At 69.4% G+C, this 21,291-nt stretch carries 18 protein-coding genes; 9 read left to right on the forward strand and 9 right to left on the reverse strand.

Going from position 1 to position 21,291, the window contains the following annotated elements:
* Positions 1 to 12 precede the first annotated feature (12 nt).
* Positions 13 to 1,398, reverse strand: coding sequence for an adenylate/guanylate cyclase domain-containing protein (locus A5787_RS22865; protein ID WP_066971276.1), 1,386 nt, complete (start codon positions 1,396 to 1,398; stop codon positions 13 to 15).
* A gap of 53 nt (positions 1,399 to 1,451) precedes the next feature.
* Positions 1,452 to 2,045: a TetR/AcrR family transcriptional regulator gene (locus A5787_RS22870; protein WP_066971277.1), complete on the reverse strand. Its 594-nt coding sequence runs from the start codon at positions 2,043 to 2,045 to the stop codon at positions 1,452 to 1,454.
* 166 nt (positions 2,046 to 2,211) lie between these two features.
* Between A5787_RS22870 and A5787_RS22875 the strand changes: the two genes are divergently transcribed.
* On the forward strand, positions 2,212 to 3,090 hold the full coding sequence (locus tag A5787_RS22875; protein ID WP_082977400.1) for an oxygenase MpaB family protein: 879 nt from the start codon (positions 2,212 to 2,214) through the stop codon (positions 3,088 to 3,090).
* Here A5787_RS22875 and A5787_RS22880 read toward each other — a convergent pair.
* Positions 3,087 to 4,064 (reverse strand): amidohydrolase family protein, encoded by a 978-nt coding sequence (locus A5787_RS22880; protein WP_066971281.1) that lies wholly within the window; start codon positions 4,062 to 4,064, stop codon positions 3,087 to 3,089. The two genes, A5787_RS22875 and A5787_RS22880, sit on opposite strands and share 4 nt — an antisense overlap.
* 90 nt (positions 4,065 to 4,154) lie before the next feature.
* Here A5787_RS22880 and A5787_RS22885 point away from each other — a divergent pair, with 90 nt between their 5' ends.
* From A5787_RS22885 to A5787_RS22900, 4 genes are all read left to right on the forward strand, one after another.
* Positions 4,155 to 5,078 carry a LysR family transcriptional regulator gene (locus A5787_RS22885; RefSeq protein ID WP_066971283.1) on the forward strand — a complete coding sequence of 308 codons (924 nt, stop codon included), beginning with the start codon at positions 4,155 to 4,157 and terminating at the stop codon, positions 5,076 to 5,078.
* Between the two features lie 31 nt (positions 5,079 to 5,109).
* On the forward strand, positions 5,110 to 5,895 hold the full coding sequence (locus tag A5787_RS22890; protein WP_066971285.1) for an SDR family oxidoreductase: 786 nt from the start codon (positions 5,110 to 5,112) through the stop codon (positions 5,893 to 5,895).
* Between the two features lie 111 nt (positions 5,896 to 6,006).
* Positions 6,007 to 7,095 (forward strand): AMP-binding protein, encoded by a 1,089-nt coding sequence (locus A5787_RS22895; protein ID WP_066971287.1) that lies wholly within the window; start codon positions 6,007 to 6,009, stop codon positions 7,093 to 7,095.
* Between the two features lie 36 nt (positions 7,096 to 7,131).
* Positions 7,132 to 8,493, forward strand: coding sequence for an aldehyde dehydrogenase family protein (locus tag A5787_RS22900; protein ID WP_066971352.1), 1,362 nt, complete (start codon positions 7,132 to 7,134; stop codon positions 8,491 to 8,493).
* A 13-nt stretch (positions 8,494 to 8,506) separates the two neighbouring features.
* On the opposite strand, the gene A5787_RS22905 is transcribed toward A5787_RS22900, so the two are convergent.
* Positions 8,507 to 9,238: a cutinase family protein gene (locus A5787_RS22905; protein ID WP_066971289.1), complete on the reverse strand. Its 732-nt coding sequence runs from the start codon at positions 9,236 to 9,238 to the stop codon at positions 8,507 to 8,509.
* Positions 9,239 to 9,476: 238 nt separating this feature from the next.
* Between A5787_RS22905 and A5787_RS22910 the strand changes: the two genes are divergently transcribed.
* Positions 9,477 to 10,379 carry an SDR family NAD(P)-dependent oxidoreductase gene (locus A5787_RS22910; RefSeq protein ID WP_231994123.1) on the forward strand — a complete coding sequence of 301 codons (903 nt, stop codon included), beginning with the start codon at positions 9,477 to 9,479 and terminating at the stop codon, positions 10,377 to 10,379.
* Positions 10,376 to 11,962 carry an AMP-binding protein gene (locus A5787_RS22915; protein WP_231994125.1) on the forward strand — a complete coding sequence of 529 codons (1,587 nt, stop codon included), beginning with the start codon at positions 10,376 to 10,378 and terminating at the stop codon, positions 11,960 to 11,962. Before A5787_RS22910 ends, A5787_RS22915 begins: the two co-directional genes overlap by 4 nt.
* Here the strand turns inward: A5787_RS22915 and A5787_RS22920 are convergent.
* The 3 genes from A5787_RS22920 to A5787_RS22930 form a co-directional block, all read right to left on the reverse strand.
* Positions 11,951 to 16,798 carry a cation-translocating P-type ATPase gene (locus A5787_RS22920; RefSeq protein ID WP_066971293.1) on the reverse strand — a complete coding sequence of 1,616 codons (4,848 nt, stop codon included), beginning with the start codon at positions 16,796 to 16,798 and terminating at the stop codon, positions 11,951 to 11,953. The genes A5787_RS22915 and A5787_RS22920 overlap by 12 nt on opposite strands.
* Before the next feature lie 368 nt (positions 16,799 to 17,166).
* A complete protein-coding gene (locus tag A5787_RS22925) occupies positions 17,167 to 17,391 on the reverse strand; it encodes a hypothetical protein (RefSeq protein ID WP_066971295.1) in 225 nt (74 codons plus the stop codon).
* 114 nt (positions 17,392 to 17,505) lie between these two features.
* Positions 17,506 to 17,880, reverse strand: coding sequence for a nuclear transport factor 2 family protein (locus A5787_RS22930; protein WP_066971297.1), 375 nt, complete (start codon positions 17,878 to 17,880; stop codon positions 17,506 to 17,508).
* A gap of 77 nt (positions 17,881 to 17,957) precedes the next feature.
* Here A5787_RS22930 and A5787_RS22935 point away from each other — a divergent pair, with 77 nt between their 5' ends.
* Entirely contained in the window at positions 17,958 to 18,806 is an 849-nt protein-coding gene (locus A5787_RS22935) for a rhomboid family intramembrane serine protease (RefSeq protein WP_066971299.1), read from the forward strand.
* A complete protein-coding gene (locus A5787_RS22940) occupies positions 18,803 to 19,264 on the forward strand; it encodes an SRPBCC family protein (RefSeq protein WP_066971301.1) in 462 nt (153 codons plus the stop codon). Before A5787_RS22935 ends, A5787_RS22940 begins: the two co-directional genes overlap by 4 nt.
* A 62-nt stretch (positions 19,265 to 19,326) precedes the next feature.
* Here the strand turns inward: A5787_RS22940 and A5787_RS22945 are convergent, their stop codons facing one another.
* Both A5787_RS22945 and A5787_RS22950 read right to left on the reverse strand, forming a co-directional pair.
* The gene (locus A5787_RS22945) at positions 19,327 to 20,469 is read right to left on the reverse strand and encodes an NDMA-dependent alcohol dehydrogenase (protein WP_066971302.1); all 1,143 of its coding nucleotides are present in this window, start codon (positions 20,467 to 20,469) and stop codon (positions 19,327 to 19,329) included.
* A gap of 37 nt (positions 20,470 to 20,506) precedes the next feature.
* A complete protein-coding gene (locus A5787_RS22950) occupies positions 20,507 to 21,289 on the reverse strand; it encodes an SDR family NAD(P)-dependent oxidoreductase (protein WP_082977401.1) in 783 nt (260 codons plus the stop codon).
* Positions 21,290 to 21,291: the final 2 nt, after the last annotated feature.

Raw genomic sequence — 21,291 nt, forward strand, 5'->3', positions numbered from 1 at the left:
ATGTCGGGTTGGTTACCGCCGGACGGCGGCGCGCTCGCGCAGCAGGGCGTGCAGGCGCCAGTGACCCGGGACGCCTTTGAGCGCGCTCTCGCCGCGGTCGGCGAACCGGTGGTGTGAGCCGGTGACGATGTCGCGCACCGTCGAGGAGACCAGCACCTCGCTGGCTTCGGCGAGCGCTGCCACCCGCGCACCGATGTGCACGGCCATGCCGGCGATGTCTTTCTTCAAGGCGCCGCGCACCTCGACTTCGCCGGCGTGGATGCCCACCCGCACCTCGATGCCCAGCACCCGCACCGCATCGACGATGTCGTCGGCGCAGGCGAGCGCGGCGCTCGGGCTGGGGAACGTCGCGACGAATCCGTCGCCCGCGGTGTTGACTTCATTCCCCCCGAACCGCTGCAGCTCGTGGCGAATGATGGTGTCGTGGTTGTCCAGCAGGTCACGCCACCGGCCGTCGCCGAGTTCGGCGGCCCGTTCGGTCGACCCGACGATGTCGGTGAACACGATCGTGGTCAGCAGGCGCTCGGCTTCGGACCCGCCCCGCATGCCGGTGATGAACTCTTCGATCTCGTCGAGCATCGGCCCGGTGTTGCCGACCCAGTACAGGGTGTCGTCGCCCGGCAGCTCCACGTAGCGCGACCCGGCGATGTGCTCGGCGAGGTACCGGCCGTGGGCGACCGGCGTGAAGTCGGCGTCGACGCGGTGCAGGATCAGCGTCGGTGCGGTGATCCTCGGCAGGGTGTCGCGGACGTCGGCATGCCGGATGCTCAGGATCATCGCGCGCGCCATGCTGGGCGACGCCGCGCGGTTGCCGGCGGCGTCCCACCAGGCGCGGAAGGCGTCGTCGCGCGCGACGCTGGGCGCGATCATGCCGAGCATGTCGAAGCCCTGGTCAACCGCGTCCGGGTCGATCGCGAGGGTCGTATACGGGTCGAGGTCCTCAACCTTGGCGCCCATCGGGTAGTCGGGGGCGTACAAACTGCGGGCCGCGCCGTTGATGATCACCAGGCTGCTCACGCGTTCGGGGTACTCGGCCGCCAGCGTGAGCCCGGTCATCGAGGTGAAGCTCGGCGCCACGATCGTGGCCCGCTCGCATCCCACCGCATTCATGACCGAGACGACGTCCTTCGCCCAGAACTTCGGCCCTATCATGTCGATCGAGGGGACGCGGGACGACAGCCCGATGCCGCGCTGGTCGAGCCGGATCACCCGGGCGAACGACGCCAGCCGCCGGTGAAAGCGGTACATCGACGGCTCGGCGTCGACCGAGTCGATCGGAATCGACGGCCCGGGCAGCAGCAGCAGGTCGATCGGGCCATCGCCGAACACCTGGTAGGCGATGTCCGTGTCGCCGCAACTGGCGTATCGGGTGCGTGGTGTGCCAGAAAACCCAGCCACGGCTATCAGGCTAATTCAGGGCGCCGACAACCCGGCAACCCGAACCCGGCTAGCTAGCCGCCGATGATCGGGACCAGGTAGCGGGCCGCATAGTCCCGCACCGCCGCTTCGTTTGAGATGTCGAGCCGGTCGGTGGGAAACACGATGATGCCCAGGGCGACGCGCAGCAGGATGTCGGCGATGTTGGCCAGGTCCGGCTCTGCGACGTCGGCGCCGCAGCGCCGGAGGGTGCGGGCGATCCCGTCGGCGAATTGGCGGATCGGGAAGGCCTGCGACCGGGAAAACATGCCGAGCAGCTCGGGCTCGCTTTCGGCGATCCGGGAGTACAGGGGCGAGTCCTGGACCAGGCGCACCCCGAGCGTGAACGCCTCGATCACGGCCTGTTGGGGGTCGCAGCCCGCGGTGGCCTGGTCGAGCGTCCTGAAAAAGGCGTCTGCCTCACGGCGCACCACGTGCTCGAACAGGACGTCCTTGCTCGGGAAACGCCTGTAGATGGTGCTGCGGCTGACCCCGGCCCGGGCGGCGACGTCCTCGATGTTCGCGCGACGCACGCCGTAGGTCTCGAAGACCGACCGCGCGGTATCCAGGATGGTGCGCTCGAGATCGGTCATTTCGCCGAGGTCGCCGTCAAGGCTGGGGTTCGGCATGGATCACAACCTTCGCGGCACGTTCGGCACGACAATTTGACACAAAGATACGCATTTGTTTCTCTGGTTCACAACTTCTGTATGCGCGGGCGGCGGCGAGGGGACACAGGTGACAGCGCAGTGGGCTGAGCGGGATTTCGACACGGGTGTCCGCGAGGCCGTGCCCATGCCGGTTGACGACGCGATGGCGCAGGCCGCGCCCCGCCTGGGTCCCGAATCGTTGATCTGGAAGTTCTACGGCGACCACCGCACCCAATTCTTCGGGTTCCAGCGCACGGCAGGCGTCGAGAATTGCATCGAGCAGCTCGCTCAGGGCGTGCTGGATCATTCGGTGATTTTCAGCGACACGTTGGGCCGGGCCAAGCGAACCGCGCCGCCGCTGATGAAGACCGTCTACTCCGACGACCCGCACGAGTGGGGACGCAAGGTCCGGGATTTCCATAAGCCGATCAAGGGCACCGTCAGCGACGGCTCCCGATATCACGCGCTCAACCCGGAGTTGTTCTATTGGGCGCACGCCACTTTCGTCGACCAGGTGATCTACACGACCGACACGTTCATCCGCCGGCTGTCGCGAGCGGAAAAGGAACGGATCTTCAACGAGGGCAAGGTCTGGTACGGCCTCTACGGCGTCAGTGACCGGGGGCAGCCGCAGACCTATGACGAGTTCGTCGCCTACTGGGATGAGATGCTCGCGCGGTTCGTCCCGCACAAGACCGTCCTGTACGGCACCGGCTACATCCGAAAAGGCATACCGGGCCCGCGCCGGATTCCCAAGCCGCTCTGGAAGATCCTGTCCGCGCCGCTCAACGCCTACACCCGCCTGGTCCTGGTCGGGACGCTGCCGCGGCAGATGCGCGAGGTGTGCCAACTGGAATGGGATGCCAAGAAGGAGAAGCGATTCCAGCGGTTCACCGCCGTGGTGCGCGCGCTCAATCCGCTCATCAACCGGCTGCCGGTGGCGTTCATTTACCTGCCCTGGGCGGCCAGGGCCTGGCGCCGCGCGGGCGTCGACCCGCGCCGGCTCCACAACGGCGCGGCTTAGCCGATGCGCAGCAGTCTTTCGGCGTTGCCGTGGGCGATCTTGTCCCGGTCGGCGGCGGACAGCGTCGTCCGCTCGAATCCCTCGACCGCCTCGCGCGAGGACTCGTAGGGGTAGTCGACGGAGAACATCAGGGCGTCGGCGCCGACTTCCAGCACCGCTCCCAGCATGACCGCCGGGGAGAACACCCCGCTGTTGGTGAACACGATGTTGGTGCCGAGGTACGCGGAGGGCGCGCGCTGCAGCGGAGAGGCTGTGGTGATGGTGGCGTAGCGGGAGTCCAATCGGCTGCGCTGAAACGGCAAGAACTCACCCATGTGGCCCAGGATCAGCGTCGCTCCCGGATGCCGGTCGAACACGCCGCCGAACAGTAGCCGCAACGCGTGCCCGCTCACCTCGGCCGCCCAACTCCACGTCGCCCCGTAGAGTTCCGGTCGGCCGTCGATGACGCTCCAGCGATCGGCCGGTGGCGAGCCGGGGTGCAAATAGAGCGGCACGCCAAGGGATTCCGCCGCGGACCAGAGTTCGTCGTATGCGGGGGCGTCGAGATAGCGTCCGCCCGGGCCGCTGATGCAGTCGTTGACCAGTGCCCCGCAGAATCCGTCCTGGTTGACGGCGCGCTCCAGTTCCCCGGCGGCAGCGGCGGGATCTTGCAGTGGCAGCGCGGCGAACCCCCGGAACCGATCCGGTTGTTGGGCAATCACTTTCGCCAGGTAGTCGTTGGCGAACCGCGCGTTGTCGCGCGCCCGTTCGGGGTCCAGCTCGATTTGCAGACCCGGCGAGGTCAGCGAGAGCACTTGGATGTCGATGCCGGCGTCGTCCATTTCCGAAAGGCGGTATTCGGTGAAATCGGGCAGCCGACGTTCGTACCGCTCGCCGTATTCGGGTCGCAACAGCTGCATCAGTTGCCGGTGGGCCGGCCGGAGGTCGGCCAACTCCGGAATGAAAAACGCTTCCTCCAAGGCGATGTAGCGCATCGGCCTTCCTCACTGTCGTCGCGGATGCTTTCGCCTTCGACTTTGCGCCGCACTCGCATATTTGTGAAATGAATAGTTAGCATCACTGGCATGCACCCGACGCATATGGAGCGCGTCGACCTGAACCTGCTGCCGCCGCTGGTGGCGCTCCTCGAGGAGCGCCACGTCTCGCGCGCTGCCGACCGGGTTGCGCTGAGCCAGCCCGCGATGAGCCGGGCCCTGCAGCGGCTGCGACGGCACTTCGGCGACGAGCTGCTGGTCCGCGGGCCCGAAGGGTACTCGCTGACGCCGCGCGCCGAACGCATCCGCGCCCAATTGGCGACCGTCGTCACCGAGCTCAACCAGCTCTTCGCCGCCGAGATCTTCGACCCGGCCACCGCGGCCCCGTCGTTTCGCCTTGCGGTCAGCGACTACACCGCCTCGGCGTTCGGGCCGGAGCTGATCCGGCGGATCCTGACCGGATCGCCCAACGCGACGGTGACCATTGAGCCTCTCGACGCGCGCGTGCTCGACAGGCTGGACGCCGGGACGACCGACCTGGTGATCCGCGGCCGCGCGGCACCCGACGGATACAGCAGCCGGCACCTTTTCACCGACCGGTTCGTCTGCGTCGTGGCCGCCGAGCACCCGCTGGCCACGCGCGCCTCGGTGTCATTGGCGCAGTACCTGCGGTGGCCGCATGTGAGCATCGACCTCGGCCAGCCCAGCCTCGACCAGGCGTTGGAGGCGCGCGACGTCCGCCGCCGCGTCGCCGTCGTGGTGCCGTACCACGTCGTGGGCACCGCCGTGCTGCCCGGCACCCAGCTGGTGCTGACCGCTCCGGCTCGACAGGTCGAACAAATTGCCGGCTCGGCGCCCGTCCGCGTGCTCGGCGCGCCCCGCGAGCTGGGTGACGTGCAGTTCTACGCGGTTTGGCACCCGCGCGTCGCCGAAGATCCGGCGCACCGCTGGCTGCGTCAGGTCGTCCGCACCGTCGTCGGCTCTACCCAGCGGTCCCCGAAAGGACGAAAGTGAGACAGTACTGATTGGACGGAGGGGAGCGGCAATGCGGATGACGGGCAATACGGTGTTGGTGACCGGGGGCGGCAGCGGAATCGGTCGCGGCCTCGCCGAGGCGCTCCACCGGCTCGGCAACACGGTGATCATCGCGGGCCGGCGGCGGGAGCCGCTGCGGGCCGTCGCCGAGGCCAACCCAGGCATCCATACGCTGTCGCTGGATCAAGGCGATTCCGCCGACATCCGCCGCTTCGCCACCGAGGTGACCGACCACTACCCGGACCTCAACGTCCTCATCAACAACGCCGGCGTCCAGCGCTTCGAGGACCTCACCACCACCGGCCCGAGCGTGGCGGAGCTGACGATCGCGATCAACCTGCTGGGCCCGGTCCGGCTCACGGCGGGGTTGCTGCCCTCGCTGCTGAAGAAGCCCCGGGCGGCGATCCTCAACGTCACGTCGGGCCTGGCCTTCGTGCCCAGCGCCGTCACGCCGACGTATTGCGCGACCAAAGCGGCGCTGCATTCCTACACCGAGTCGCTGCGTTTCCAGCTCCGCGGGACTGCGGTCCAGGTGATCGAAATCGTTCCACCGCACCTGCAGACGGGGCTGCAGCGGGGGCAAGGATTCGACGCCAGCGACCCCAGGGCGATGCCGTTGGACGAGTACATCGCGGAGACGATGAGCCTGTTGGAGACGCAACCGGATGCCGACGAAATCATCGTGGACCGCGTCAAGCCCCTGCGGTTCGCCGAACGCGACGGCCGCTACGACGAGGCCTATCACGCCTTCAACGAGGCCATCACCGAGGTCGTCCGGCAGGCGCGCGGCGGCTGAAACCGGTTGGCCACAAGGCGTTCCCCGCCAAGTGGGGCAACGTTCACCGCCCGTGTGCCCGGCGCCGGACGCACCCCGTTGCCGGGCCGGTCCTGTGACAGGATCGTTGGCATGGGCGATTTTTCGCTGCTGGAGGTTCCCCGAGCGGTTCCCATTCACGACCCCGAGGCCTATCTGGCCGCCGCGATGGCCTGGCACTTCGGTGGGGACACCGGTTCGTCGTTTTGGCTAAGGACCGCCCGGACGCTGGACTTCGACCCGCTGACCGATGTCAAGAGCTTCGCGGATCTGCGCTTGTTCCCCAACCTCGTCAACGAATTGCGCGGTGTGCCGGTGGAGGATCTCGTTCCGCGCGGCTATGGGTCATCCCCGCCGGTGCCCCAGATCTTCGAATCCGGCGGCACCACCGGGGCGCCGAAACGCACCGTGCAGATGCCGGACTGGATCGCGCAGGTGGTGCAGTGGCAGACCCAGGACTTCGCCACGGGCGGCTTTGTCCGCGGCCAAGGCTTCCTGTGCCTGATGCCCGGCGGCCCGCACGGCGTCGGTTACTTCTCCCGCTTGGTCTCCGGGCGGCTGGGCGCCGTCTTCCACGCGATCGACCTCGACCCGCGCTGGGTGAAAAAGGTCGCCGCGCGCAACGCGGCCGCCGAAGTGGCCGCCTACGTCGACCATGTCATCGAGCAGGCCGTATTCGTGCTCCAGACGCAGAACGTCGCCAATCTGCATACGACTCCGCCGCTGCTCGAGGCCATCGCCCGCAACGATCGCGTGGTGGACTTGGTGAACGACAAGATCCGCTACCTGCTGCTCAGCGGTGCGCATGTGGACGCCGACACCCTCGACTTGCTTCGCGAGATCTTCCCGGACACGACCATCACCATGGCCTTCGGCAGCACCATGGTGCTCTCGCAAGCGGTCACCCGAATTGCCGACGACGGCTCGTTCGTGTTCGACCCGCGGACGCCCTATGTCGTGTTCTGGGTGGTCGATCCCGACACCGGAGAACGCGTGCCCTACGGGCAGCCGGGCCAGGTGGTGATGAACCACATCAGCAAGGGAATGTTCATCCCGAACAACCTGGAGCGGGACCTGGCCATCCGAATGCCCGGCCCGGCGGGTCAACTCAGCGATTCCGTCAGCGCGGTGCGGCCGGTCACCACCTTCGAGGGCGAGGCCGTCATCGAGGGCGTGTACTGAACGATGGGGCCCGAACCAGCCTTTCCCGCAACCGATTTGGTGCGCATCGACGCGCTCGGTCCGGGCGGCGATTACCGCACCCGCAACCGCGAGATCATCATGAGCACTGCGGGCGTCGCTGTTGCCGAGCTGAGCATTGTTCCGCCGCTGTATGTTTCGCGCACCATCGCTACGCAGCGCAAGAGCCGGCCGCTGGCCGTCGCGCAGCGCGAAGCGGCGCTCGGCAAAGCGGCCGAGCGGTTTTCCACCGCCGACATCGGCGGCCTCCATTTCGAGGGCTACGTGCGTCTGGCCAGCGCCATCTCCGGGCTGCCGATCGCGGTGACCCGCGCCGGGGCGCGCGGCGTGGCCGATGCCGTCGCGACCGCCTTCGATGCCGTGCGGGCGGCTCGTCCCGTGGGCGCCGCGCTCGACTGGCGCGAGGAGGCCACCCGCGGCGGCGCGGTGTGGGCCCGGCGCGGAGAGGTATTCGCCGTGCACGCGGCCGGCAACGGCCCGGGCGTGCACGGCCTGTGGCCACAGGCGCTGGCGTTGGGATACCGCGTGGCGGTCCGGCCGTCGCGCCGCGAGCCGCTGACCGCGCATCGGCTGGTAAACGCTTTGCGGCAGTCGGGATTTCGTCCCGAAGACGCGGCGTATCTGCCCACCGACCACGGCGGAGCCGACGAGATCGTCCGGTCGGCCGACGTGGCGATGGTCTACGGTGGCCAGGACGTGGTGGACAAGTACGCCGGCGACCCCGCGGTGGTGGTGAACGGACCCGGGCGCACCAAGATCCTGATCACCGCCGACCGGGATTGGCGCGACCACCTCGACCTGGTCGTCGACTCGATCGCGAACCTGGGCGGCATGGCGTGCGTCAACGCCAGCGCGGTGCTCTACGAGGGCGACCCCGCCCCGTTGGCCCAAGCGATCGCCGAGCGGCTCGCGACGATCCCCCCGCTGCCCAGCGACGACGAGCGCGCGATCCTGCCCACCCAGCCCCTAGAGCAGGCGCGGGCGTTGGCGAACTACCTGGCGGCCAAGGCCGCCGGGACGACGCCGCTGCTCGGCGCCGATCAGGTGGTCGCCGCGGTCGGGGACGGGTACGCCGCGCTGCGCCCGGCCGTGCACCTGCTGGCCGAACCCGATGTCGACAAGCTCAACGTCGAGTTGCCGTTTCCGTGCGTGTGGGTGTCGTCGTGGTCGCGGGCGGCCGGCATCGAGCCGCTGCGGCACTCATTGGTCGTCACGGCCATCACCGGCGACGACCGGCTGCTCGATGAGCTGCTCGACGAACCGACGATCACCAACGTCTACCGCGGCCCGCACCCGACCTTCTCTGGGGCTCCCGAAATCCCGCACAACGGGTTCCTGGCGGATCACCTGATGCGCAACAAGGGCTTCATCGGCGATTAGGCCACGAATCGGCTCAGCTGCCGAAGCCTCCGCTAGTGGCCCCGGCCGGGCTGGCGCCGTTCCCGCCGAGGTGACTGGCCGCGAAGGCGGCGCCCTTGTCGATCATCTGCCCGTCGGAGGCGTAGGTGTCGTGCGCGGCGAAGTTCATCCCATCGGAGCAGACCGGGTCCTCGGGGGCGCACACCTTGATGGTCTTGGGCTGATACAGCGGCCCGATCGCGACCGGGGGCTCGTTGAGGAAGTTCATCGCCCGCACATTCGGCATCCCGAAGAGGACGACCGAGGAGACGTGGTCGGCGACGGCGGGGTCCAGCGGCTTGGGCACGGTGGCGGGATCGACCCCGTCCGGCACGGCGGCCGAGGTGACGAAGCCCATCACGGCCGCCCCCTGGGAGAACCCGCTGAGCACCATCCTGGTGTTGGGGCAGTCGTGCGCCATCGACACGACGTGCGCGCCGGCGTCCCTGATGCCGTCCAGGCCGGTTTCCCAGTCGTTGCTGGCCGGGTAGTTGACCGGGTACACGTCGAAGGACTTTCCACCCACCCGCGAGCGCAGGTTGTCGGCGAAAGCCTGCCCGGTCGCGCCGAGGCCGGGGGGCTCGCCGGTACCCCGGGCGTACACCACCTGGACGTCAGGGCATTGGGCGGAGGCCAAGGGGATGGCAGGCGCGAGGACCGAGGCGCTGAGGCCGGCCGCCGCGACCGCCGCGGAACCAACGAAACGAGGGAGTTGACGTGCGATCATGCCGCAATTGTGCCCATGTAAACCGTTGCCTAAACAGTGATTTTTCTGGCAATTGTTTCAGAATAGTAAAACGGCCCGTCGGCTCGCTTCGCGGCGGCCGGGATGGGGCGAAAACGCCGGGCCAAGGGGCGGGCCCGTACCCCGGTGTGGTCTGCTAGCTGTGAGCCCGAGTCGAGGCGCACGGTCAAGCCAGAGCCGCACCCTCGGCGCGCAATTCGGAGTGAATGCGGCAGCGAACGTGAACGTGATTGCACAGCCCTTCCAGCGAGTCCTGGCAGCGGCCACTGACCGGGTGGCCAACCCGGCGCGGGCCTCGGACCCCGACAAGCTGCGCGAGACCGTTTCGGGCAAGACGGTGGTGGTGACAGGCGCGTCCTATGGAATCGGCGAAGCGACGGCCCGCGCGATGGCCGCCGCCGGGGCGACGGTGCTCGTCGTCGCCCGTTCGGCGGAAAAACTGGAGGACCTCGCGGCGGCGATCAACGCGGGCGGCGGCCGGGCCGTCGCCTATCCGACCGACCTCACCGACGAGGCCGCCGTCGGCGCGCTGACGAAGCAGATCACCGAGGACCACGGCCCGCTCGACATCGTGGTGAGCAACGCCGGCAAGTCGTTGCGCCGGTCGCTGCACGACCAGTACGACCGCCCGCACGACTTTCAGCGCACCATCGACATCAACTACCTGGGACCGATCTGGCTGCTGCTGGGGTTGCTACCGGCCATGCGCGAGCGCGGCTCCGGGCACATCGTGAACGTCTCGAGCGTCGGGGTGCGCGTCGTCCCGGGCCCGCAGTGGGGCGCCTACCAGGCGTCCAAGGGCGCGTTCGACCGCTGGCTGCGCAGCGTGGCACCGGAATTGCAGGTGGACGGCGTGGACGTCACGACGGTCTACTTCGCGCTGGTCCGCACCCGAATGATCGCACCCACGCCGATCCTGGGCCGGCTGCCCGGCATGTCTCCGGACGAAGCGGCCGACGCCATCGCCAAAGCGGTCATCGAGCGGCCCCGCACCAACGAACCGCCCTGGGTGTGGCCGGCCGAGCTGGCGTCGGTGCTGCTGGCCGGGCCCGCCGAGCGCGCGGCCCGGTTGTGGCACCGCCGTTTCTTCGCCGATTCCGATGCGCGCGAGGCCCACTCGTGATCGCGTCCCGGGACGGCGTGATCGCGACCGCGGCGCGGGCGCTGCTGCGGTCCGGACTGCTCGGCCCGCCCTCCCCGGCTGCGGTGCTGCGGGTGATTTGCGAGGCGCGACGCGGCGGGACGAATCCCTACACGCTGCTGGGCGTCACGGCGGCTCGGTGGCCGGACCGGGCGGCCATCGTCGACGACGACGGCGCCCTCACCTACCGGGAGCTGCGGTCGGAAGCCGAAGCGCTCGCCCGCGAGCTGTCCGACGTCGGCGAGGGGCCCGGCAGCGCGGTCGGCGTCATGTGCCGCAACGGGCGGGGCTTTGTCAAGGCGTTCTTCGCCGTGGCCCTGGTGGGGGCCGACGTCGTGCTCGTGAACACGGACTTCCGCACCGACGCGCTGGCCGCCGCGCTGAGCACACCCCGGATCACCACGATCGTCGCCGACGACGAGTTCGCCGAGCGGGCGCGCGCCGCCCAGGGATCGGTCACCCTCGTCGATCCGGCCACGGTCGATGCGCGCGACGAGGGACCGCAAGGCCCGAGACCCCGGGTGGCCGCACCCGGCCGGATCGTTCTGCTGACGTCGGGCACGACCGGCAAGCCCAAGGGCGTGCCCCGCACGCCGGAGCTGCGTTCGGCGGTGGGCGTCTGGGTGACGATCCTCGATCGCACCGGACTGCGCACCGGTTCGCGAATCTCCGTGGCGATGCCCATGTTTCACGGACTGGGCCTCGGCATGCTGATGCTGACGGTGGCGCTGGGCGGAACCGTGCTGACGCATCGCCACTTCGACGCCGAGGCCGCGCTGGCGCAGGCATCGCTGCACCGCGCCGACGCGTTCACCGCGGTGCCGGTGGTGCTCGCGCGCATCCTGGACCTCCCGGAGCGGGTGCGGGCGCGAAACCCGTTGCCCTACCTGCGCGTCGCGCTGTCCAGCGGAGACCGGTTGGATCCCACCCTGGGCCAGCGGTTCATGGATGCCTACGGCGACATCCTCTACAACGGCTACGGCTCCACCGAAGTCGGCATCGGTGCGCTGGCGACGCCGGCCGACCTGCGGGAGGCCCCGGAGACCGTCGGGAAACCGGTTGCCGGCTGCCCGGTCCGCATCTTCGACAAGAACGATCGACCGGTCGGGCCGCGCGTCACCGGACGCATCTTCGTCGGCGGCGAGCTGGCGAGCGAGGGCTACACGGAGGGCTCGGGGGAGGCCAAGGCCGTCGTCGAGAACATGACGAGCACCGGGGACATGGGCTATCTCGACAATGCCGGACGGCTCTTCATCGTCGGCCGCGAGGACGACATGATCATCTCGGGCGGCGAGAACGTCTACCCGCGCGCGGTGGAGAACGCGCTCGCCGAGCACCCCGACGTCGCCGACAACGCGGTCATCGGCGTTCCCGACGAGCGGTTCGGTCATCGACTGGCCGCCTTCGTGGTCGCGCGGCCGGGACGCAGCATCGACCCGTCGGCATTGCGGGATTACCTCAAGGGCAGGGTGTCCCGCTTCGAACAGCCGCGGGACATCAACGTCGTCGGCAGCATTCCGCGCAATCCCGCGGGCAAGGTGGTGCGCAACGAGCTATCGACCTGAGCCCGCCCAGGACTCAATTTGCTTGGGTTCCAGCGCGGCGACCCGGTTGGCCAGCCAGTTGGGCGCCAGCACCGACACGGCGGTGGTGCCGGCCGTTGCGCCGATCACACCGGACCAGGCGACGGGCCCCAGCGGGGTGCAGCCGAAGAACTGGCTGACGCCGGGGGTCTGGACGATGGCGACCAGGACGCCCGCGCTGCCCAGCGCCGTGGCGATGACCAGCGGGCTGTGGCGGCGCGTGAGCAGCGTCTGCGCGAGCTGCGTGGTGACCAGCGCGGTCAGACCCATTGTCGCCGTGCGGCGTTCGGTGCCCGGGGTCCAGCGGCCGATGGCCCAGGCTGTCGTCGCGCCGGCGGCGGTGATCGCGCCGCGGGTGACGATCTGGCGCATCAGCGGCGCGTCGAGCGACGGCGAGGGTTCGGACAGCGCCGCGAGCTGGAAGGCGCGCTGCATTTCCTCCGCGTCACGGTCCGCGCCGTCCTCGTCCTCTTCGGGCTGCGGATACTGCGGGGTAACGGCGACCGCGAGCGCGGGGAACATGTCGGTCAGCAGGTTCACCAACAGCAGCTGACGCGTGCCCACCGGCGCGCGACCGGTCCCCAGCGCGGTGCCGATGATGGTGAAGAGCACCTCACCCACGTTGCCGCCGACCAGAATGCTGACCGCATCTTTCACGCCGCCCCACATCCCGCGGCCCTCGACCAACGCGTCGATCAGCACGCCAAGGTCGTTGTCGGTCAAGACGATATCGGCGGCGCCGCGCGCGGCCGACGAACCGCGACCGCTCACCCCGATGCCCACGTCGGCCATCCGGATCGCGGCGGCATCGTTGGCCCCGTCGCCGACCATCGCGACCGCCTGCCCGCTGTGCTGCAGCGCCGCGACGATCTGCACCTTCTGCTCCGGGCTGACGCGCGCGAAGACCTGGACGTCGGCGGCGAGCTTGGCCCGCGCGTCCTCGTCGAGGGCGGTGAGCTCGGCGCCGGTGATCTCCCGCGCGTCCGACGGCAGGCCGAGTTGGCGGGCGATCGCGCGGGCAGTCACCGGGTGATCGCCGGTGATCAGCACCACCCTGCGACCGGCCTCCACTAGCGTCTCGATCAGCGGCCGCGCCGACGCCCGCGCGGTGTCCGCCAAACCGACGTAGCCGACCAAGTCCAACTCGTGCGCGGCGGCGTCGACGTTATCGGCATCGGTTGTCTCCTCGGTGGTCCCGCCGTCCCAGCGGCGCTGCGCCACGGCAAGGACCCGTAGTCCTTGTTCGGCGAGTCGCATCACCAACGACTCCGCGTGGTCTTGATCGGCGTCCGCATCGGCGGACCGGCAGCGCGGCAAGATCTGCTCCGGCGCTCCCTTGACCATCAGCATCGGGTCCGCCGAGTTCGCGCTGCCGATCGAGGCGGAGTAGCCGCGACTGGATTCGAACGGCACCTCCGCGAGCACCGTCCATTCCGAATCGCCATGGCCATCAAGGGAATTGGCGGCCGTCAGGATGGCCTCGTCGGTGGCGTGCGCGTGGCCCTGCCCGTTGTGCGGCTGGGTGCACGCCCGCGCGGCGACGCGCAGCACCTCGGCGGCCTGCGGGTCGCCGGCTTCGGGGAGCGGGTCTTGTACGCCGGTCCCGCGCGGCACCGCGGAAACGACGCGCAGATGGTTCTCGGTGAGCGTGCCGGTCTTGTCGAAACACACCGTCTGGACCCGGCCGAGCGCTTCGATGGCGCGCGGCGTGCGGACCAGCGCTCCACGCCGTGACAACCGCTGGGCGGCGGCGAGCTGGGCAAGGGTGGCCACCAACGGCAGGCCCTCGGGAACGGCGGCCACGGCGATGGCGACGCCATCGGCGACCGCTTGCCGCAGCGACCCACGGTGCGCCAGCGCCAAGCCGGTGACCGCGGCACCGCCGGCCAGGGTCAGCGGAAGCACCTTGCTGGTCAGCTCCCGCAACCGGGCCTGCACGCCCGCGGCCGACTCGACATCGGCGATCGCCGTCAGCGCGCGCTGCGCGGCGGTTCCGGCGCCGGTGGCGACGACGATCGCCCGCGCGCGCCCGGCGACGATGGTGCTGCCCTCGAACAGCATGCTGGCCCGGTCGGAGTCGGCGGCGGCGACGGGCTCGACCTGCTTGTCGACCGGCAGCGACTCGCCGGTGAGGAAGGACTCGTCGACCTCCAGGTCCTCGGCCACCAGCAGTCGTGCGTCCGCGGGCACCACCTCGGGCGCGGCGAGGTCGATGATCTCGCCCGGGCGCAGCGATTTCGCGCTCACGGTCACCGTTCGTTCCGTCGTGCGAGCAGCCTCGAGCCGGCGGTGCGCCGTCGCCACCGTGGGGAGCACGACGCGGCGCGCGTGCTTTTCCTGCTCGGCGAACAGCTCGGCGACCGCCGCCTCGGCGCGCAACCTCTGCACCCCGCCTGCGACGGCGTTGGCGGTCATCACGCCGGCCACCAGCAGCGCGTCGACATTGCTGCCGACGATGGCCGACGCCGCCGCTCCCACGGCCAGGATCGGCGTCAGCGGGTCGGCGAGCTCGGCCCGCGTCGCCGCCAGCAGCCGCCCCACCCGGGCGGCCGGACCCCGCAGCGGCGCGACGACCGGGTTGTAGGACAGGTCGTCGAGAACCTGTCGCCAGGGCGCGATTCCGGGCTCGACGGCAAGCGGGCGGGTGCGGCTGGTCAGGCGGGAGTAGACGATCTCGGGGTCCAGGGCGTGCCACGCGGTCAGCGGCTGCGGCGTGGGATCGGCCAGCCGCAACACCCTGCTGGCCGAGAAGGTTCCCTGTATCAACGCGGCCGCGGCCGCCGCGTTGACCGGGTTGAGCCAGCGCTGCACGGCGAGCGGGTTGGCCGAGCCGGGGTCACCGGTGACCAGCAGCAGGCCGGCCAGGGTGCTGCCGCCCTTGGCCAGGCGCACCGCGGATTCCGTGGCCTCCCGGGCCACCGGCAGCGCCGACAAGATCCGAACCGCCGCCGCCAGATCGGTGCCGGTGATGATGTCCGCGGTCCACGGCGTCGCCGCCTGCGGATCATCGAGGGCCACGCCGACATCGGCGATGGCCAGCGCCGCCAACGTGTCGGTCGAAGCGAAGTCCCGGTGCAGCGCGGTGATCAGCAATACCGGTCCGCGATCCGTCCGTAAGTCGCGGACCAGCTGCAGTAACGGGGTGCCGGGCGGGTGGCTCACCGCGACGCTGGCGGTCAGGTCTTCGGTGCCGGCGACGTGGCGCAACACCACCCGCGCTCCCGTCCGGGCGGCGGTCTGCAACAGCGGGATCGCGAAGGGGTCGACCTCCCATCCCACGTCGACGCTGCCGACGCGTTCGCCGTCGACCACCAGGTCGGCGTGCTCGAGCCCCTGGGCGGGCGTCGCCGCCGGGTCCTGCGCCCGGACCCAGTGCAGGCGCGCTCCAGTGGCCGGCAACTCGTCCGGGTCCGGCTCGGGTGCCTCCTCGCCGTGCAGCAGCGCGTCGGCGACCTCGTAGACCCGGTCCTCGTCCCAGCCCGGCACGTCTCCCTGCGCACGCAACACCGCGCGGTTGTCGCCCCGCAGCGCCGCTCCGTCGATGACGACCACCTTCACCCGATCCATCCGGCGCAGCGCGCCGGGGTCGAGGACAAGTTGTCCGGCATTGGCCAGCCCGCGGCCCAGCACGGCGGCGAATGCCTGCCGGCCCGCGTGGGCCGCTCGCGGCACGCCGGCCAGCAGCGCGCCGGCCGCGTCTTCGGTTCCACCGCCGGCCAGCAGCGCGCCGGCCGCGGCGATCAGCGAGGCGTTCGCCGCCTGATCGACGTACTCCTCCACCGGCCCGGCCATCGATCCCTTCGCGGTGTCGATGGCCGCGTCGATGGCCCCGCCGACCACGACATGGGAAACCTCACCCGCGGCGGCCGCAGCCCAATTGTGCCGGGGCGCCTGCGTTTTGGGCCCCGCCGAGGAGATGACCGGAACCACCGGCGCCTGCGGCCGCTTCGGGGAAGCCAGCTCGGGCTCGCGCTCTCGCCATCGCTGCCGGTGCGCCGACGCTTCGGAGATCTGCAGGCTGCGTTGAGCCAGATCGATCAGGGGCGTCCCCACGGCATGGGTCAGCCCGTTGGCCAGCGCCGTCGAGGCGCTGAGGGCGATGTCGGTGCCGACGCGACCCAGCCGCGACTCCAGCACTGCCACCACCCGGGGCTGATGATTGAGCAGGGCAGCCGCGGCGCGTGCGCTGCGCGGCGCGACGGGCAACCGACCCAGCCAACCGGTGACCGCCGCACCGATCGCCGCGACGTCCATCGCCGCCGCGGTCATCGGAACCAGGATCGCCAACGGATTACCCGGGTCCGCGAACGGCGCGGTCCGGGGCGCCGCCGACCGCGGTCCCGTCAAATTCAGGTCGGCGGCGACATGGCACACCGTCTCGCGCACCTCGTCGAGCACCGCGTCGCTGCCGGCCTCGCTCTCGAGTTCAACCACGAGGCGGCCCAGCGCGCCCTCGACGTGGGCGGCCGCCACTCCGGGAATGCGGCGAACCGGCTCTTCCACCACCGACGCATGCTCGTGCCAGCGCGGGAAAGGCAGCAACGGATCGAGGTCGAAATGCACCCGCCGCCCGCTCTGCCAGCGCACCGGCGGGCTGACGTCGTCGCGGGAGCCGTCGGATTCAGAGCCCACGCCGATCGCCCGGCCCGTCGTGCGGGCCATCGACTGAACCACCGGACCGGCCAGTTCGACCACCGGGCTGGCGAGCATCTGCACCGCCCCCGCGGCGCCGGCCGCGGTGGAGACGCCGGCCCGCACCACCTGCGCGGCCCCGCCGGTCACGCCAGCGACAACGCTGGCCACGCCCGGAATCTTCATTCCGTCACCCTTCACCTACGTCTGCCGCGCCTAATGATCCTGTCGTGTCACGGGCCTGTCCACAGCTGAGCTGCATGGACGGCACACGATGACGCCGGCGAGCGTGGCGCGTCGGAATTCGCTCGGTGACCAGGGGGTGCAAATCGCTCCTCGCAGAAAGGTTACCGGGTTGGAGCCCGCCCAAACCTGCCGAAGAACCGCTGCTCGGCATCGTGGCGGTCCGCGGCGTCATGATCGGGATCGCCTGGCCGCCGGACCGCGTTGGCGGAAAAGACATTTCGAGTGCCGGGCAGTATGCGGACGCCGAAACACAAATGCGCAGCAGCCGTCAACCGGCTACTCGCGCATGAGTGGCTGCGGGAATTCGGCTACAAGATCCGGTGGTTCGCCCTGCCGACCTGGTAGCCCGCCGGGAAAGACTTCTCGATGACCTGCAGCTGGTGGTCCACCCTGGACTCGAGCTCGAGAACCACACAGCTGTCGCCGATGGTTTTCGATTCGAGGACTATGTACCGCTGACCACAATCGGTGATCGGGTCGCCCGAGTGCAATTTCTCGACCGGCACCGACTCCGGGGTTCCGTCCGCCTCCATCTTTGACACGTTAGGGCAATTCCGCGACCGAGGGAAGGAACCTCTCGCGGGTCGGACGTCGAGTTGTTTGGGGAATCGAGCCGAAATCCCGACAACAGGTCGACGCTCGGCGTCTTAGCCGGGGCCGGTGCCGGGTTGCTTGAAGAACACGCTGACGCGAGAGATCAGGCCGTCGTCGCCCTGCTCGAAAAGGATGCATTCGGGCCACGTCGCGGCGACCCCGTCGATCTCGAACGCCTCGGTCAACTCGGCGTATGAGACCCGGGAGTCGACGTGCGAAACCCGCTGCACCTGCAGCCGGTGGCCCTGGAGAGTGGTGCATACCTTGCGCAGGTAGGCGACGTAGTGCTGCTTGCCCTCGACCACATCGCAGAACGGGCCCTCGCGCACCAAGCCTTCGTCGGCAATCGTTGCGGCCAGGCCGTCCCAATCGTGTCCGGCCAGGCAGTCCAGGTAGCGCTCGACGACGCCGGCGCCGACTCCAGTCACGTCGGTGACTCCACGAAAAACACAGTAGGGCACGGCCGGGCCCCGCGAAACACGGCGACACGGGTGAGAATGATCCGATGAGCGCACCCAGCGCGCCGGAGTCACCGGCCGAGGCCCCGAGTTGCTACCGGCATCCCGGGCGCCGCACGTACCTCCGCTGCAACCGCTGCGAACGCTACATCTGCGCGGACTGCATGCGCAGCGCCGCGGTCGGTCACCAGTGCGTGGAGTGCGTGCAGGACGGCGCCAAAACGATTCGGCAACCGCGGACCCGCTTCGGCGGGCGGGAGCGAGCGGGCAGGCCGGTGGTCACCTATGCGCTCATTGCCGTCAACGTGATGGTGTTCATCGCGCAGATGGCGACGGGGAATTTGGAGAAGCAGCTCTCCCTGTGGCCACCGGCCGTCGCGGACGGCCAGCTGTACCGGCTGGTGACGTCGGCGTTCCTGCACTACGGCGCGACCCATCTGCTGCTGAACATGTGGGCGCTGTATGTCGTGGGACCGCCCCTCGAAAGCTGGCTGGGCCGACTGCGATTCGGGGCGCTGTACGCGCTGAGCGGGCTGGGCGGCTCGGTCCTGGTCTACCTGCTGACGACGAACTCCGCGACGGCGGGCGCGTCGGGCGCGATCTTCGGCCTCTTCGGCGCCACGTTCGTGGTCGGAAAGCGGCTGGCCCTCGACGTCCGCTGGGTCGTCATGGTCATCGTGATCAACCTGGTCTTCACGTTCGTCGCCCCCGCGATCAGCTGGCAGGGGCACCTGGGCGGGCTCGTTACCGGTGTCGTGGTGGCCGCGGCCTACGTCTACCCGCCGAAGGAAGGGCGCAACCTGGTCCAGGCCGCGGCGAGCGTGCTGGTGCTGGGCGTGCTGATCGCTTTGGTCTGGTGGCGCACAGGCGTTCTCGTTGCGGAGTGGTACCGATGAGCTGGTGGGTCGTCCACACCGAAAAGACGCTGAGCGAAGACGTGCCCGCGCCGCCGGACGCGGTTCGCGATTTCTACGTGGACCTGGACAACATCAAGCTCGTGCACCCGTTGATCGTGTCCGTGCAGGCCACGTCGCGCACCGAAACGCCGGACGGTTACCTGCAGGGCTACCGGGTGGTGGACCGGATCCCGTTGGGGCCGTTCACCATGCGCATCACCTACCGGGCGCTGCTGCACGTCCGCGCCGAGGGTGACGTGACGACGGAGGCCGACCAGTCACCGGGCGTGCGATTGCGCGGAACGGTGAGCTTCGCACCGAACGACGGCGGCACCCGGATCACCGAGCGGATACGGATAGCCGCACCGCGGCCGCTGGCCCGGCTCACCACTCGGGAGGCGGTCAAGGCGCACGTGGAAATGCTGGCGGGCATCCGGCGCCACTTCGAATCCCGCTGATTGCCACTGATCCTGATGGTGGCGACCCGCCTCACCCGGCTACGCCGCGCTCGCGATCGCCACTACGCGCCGGCGAACTCGATGATTCCGCGAATGTTGCGGCCGTCGCGCAGGTCCGCGAACGCCTCGTTGATCTCATCGAGCTGGTAGTGGCGGGTGACCAGCTCATCGAGCTTCAACGCGCCGGCCTGATACAACGAGAGCAGCATCGGCACGCTCGTGCGGGGATTCATCCCGCCGTACAGCGCTCCCCGGAGTTGTTTGGCCGACAGCGTCATCTCCTGCAGCACCAACGGAACCGGTGGCTCGGTGAACGGGGTGATCCCGGTGAGCACGCATATCCCGCCCTTGCGAAGCAGCGACATCGCCAACGGAATCAGGTCCGCGCGCACGACGCCGGGACTGACGACCACGCGATCGGCCATGACGCCCGCGGTGATCTCTCTGACCAGCGGAATCGCCGCCTCGGCGGAGGTGGCGGTATGCGTTGCGCCGAAGAACTTTGCCGAATCACGCTTGGAGTCAACCGGATCCACGGCGACGACATATTGTGCGCCGACGGCGCGCGCACCCTGCAGGGCGTTCATCCCGACACCACCGGTGCCGATCACGACAACGGTGTCGCCGGGTTCGGTGCCCGCCGATATCGTCGCCGAGCCCCAGCCGGTGCTGACACCGCACGACACGAGGGAGGCGGCGTGGAACGGGATCGCGTCGTCGATCTTGATGACGGACCGCTCCGACAGCACCGCATATTCGGCGAACGTGCCGAGTTGGCCATAGGCCAAAAGGTTTTCGTCGCCGAGATGCCGGCGGCACGTGCCATCGGTCGGCATCTCCTTGGTGAACAGGCTCGCACCGATATCGCAGATGTAGCTCTGACCGTTCACGCAAAACCGGCAGTTGCCGCACGCGGGGATGAACGAAAGCGCCACGCGGTCCCCCGGCCGCACCGCCGTCACGCCCGGCCCGACTTCTTCGACGACACCCGCACCCTCGTGACCACCGAGCAACGGAAACCAGTCCGGCGCCGGTTGACCGCTCGCGGCCAGCGCCTCCGGCGTGGGCACCACATCGCCGGTGAACAGGTGATCGTCGGAGTGACAAACTCCGGCCACGGCCATCCGCACCAGGACCTCGCCGCTGCGGGGCGGATCGAGTTCGATCTCGTGGATCTCCCAGTCCCTGCCCACCCCGCGGATCACAGCGGCACGACACTTCATTGCGACCTCCTCGAGGGGTTCACGGCGCGATCCATTCCGACGTCAAGGCGAACTCCGACAGATACTTCGTCGAGCTCCAGCCGCCGTCGACGACGATCGTTTGCCCGTTGATGAAACTTCCGCCCGGCGAGCACAAGAACGCGACGGTGCTGGCGATGTCGTCGATGGTGCCCAACCGCTGGTGCGGGGTCATCTCGGTGTTGATCTTGCGGAATTGCGCGTCCTCCAAGCGTTTCTCGACCATCGGCGTCATCGTCACACCGGGAGCGACGGCGTTGCAGCGGATGCCCGATGCCCCGTACTGGCAGGCGATGTGCGTGGTCAATGCGGTCAGCCCGCCTTTGGCCGCGGAATAGGCGCCGCCGCGAAGCCCGCCGATGACCGCGAAAGTCGACGTGATGTTGACGATTCCCGACCCGGGCCGCATATGCGGCAGCACGTCACGGGCGAGCCGGAACGGCGCCCGCAGCATCAAACCCAGGAAGTAGTCCAGTGTTTCGTCGTCGGTTTCGTGCAGCGGCTTGGGGCTGCCAACCCCGGCGTTGTTGATCAGGAAGTCGATGTGGCCCCACCGAGTGACCGCGAGATCCACGATCCGTTGCGGCGCGTCGTCGTGAGTCAGGTCGACCGCGAGCGTCGCGACCCGATCCGGATCGCCGACGGACGCTTCCAGCTCGGCCAGGCGGCCCGCGTCGCGGCCCGCGCCGACGATCGCCATGCCCTGCTCGGCGAGTTTTGTTGCGCACCCCAGGCCGATGCCGCTGCTGGCGCCCGTGACGATTGCAACCTGCATCTCACCCATCC

It is taken from the genome of Mycobacterium sp. 852002-50816_SCH5313054-b (genome assembly GCF_001667185.1).
In the GTDB taxonomy this organism is placed as follows: Bacteria; Actinomycetota; Actinomycetes; order Mycobacteriales; family Mycobacteriaceae; genus Mycobacterium.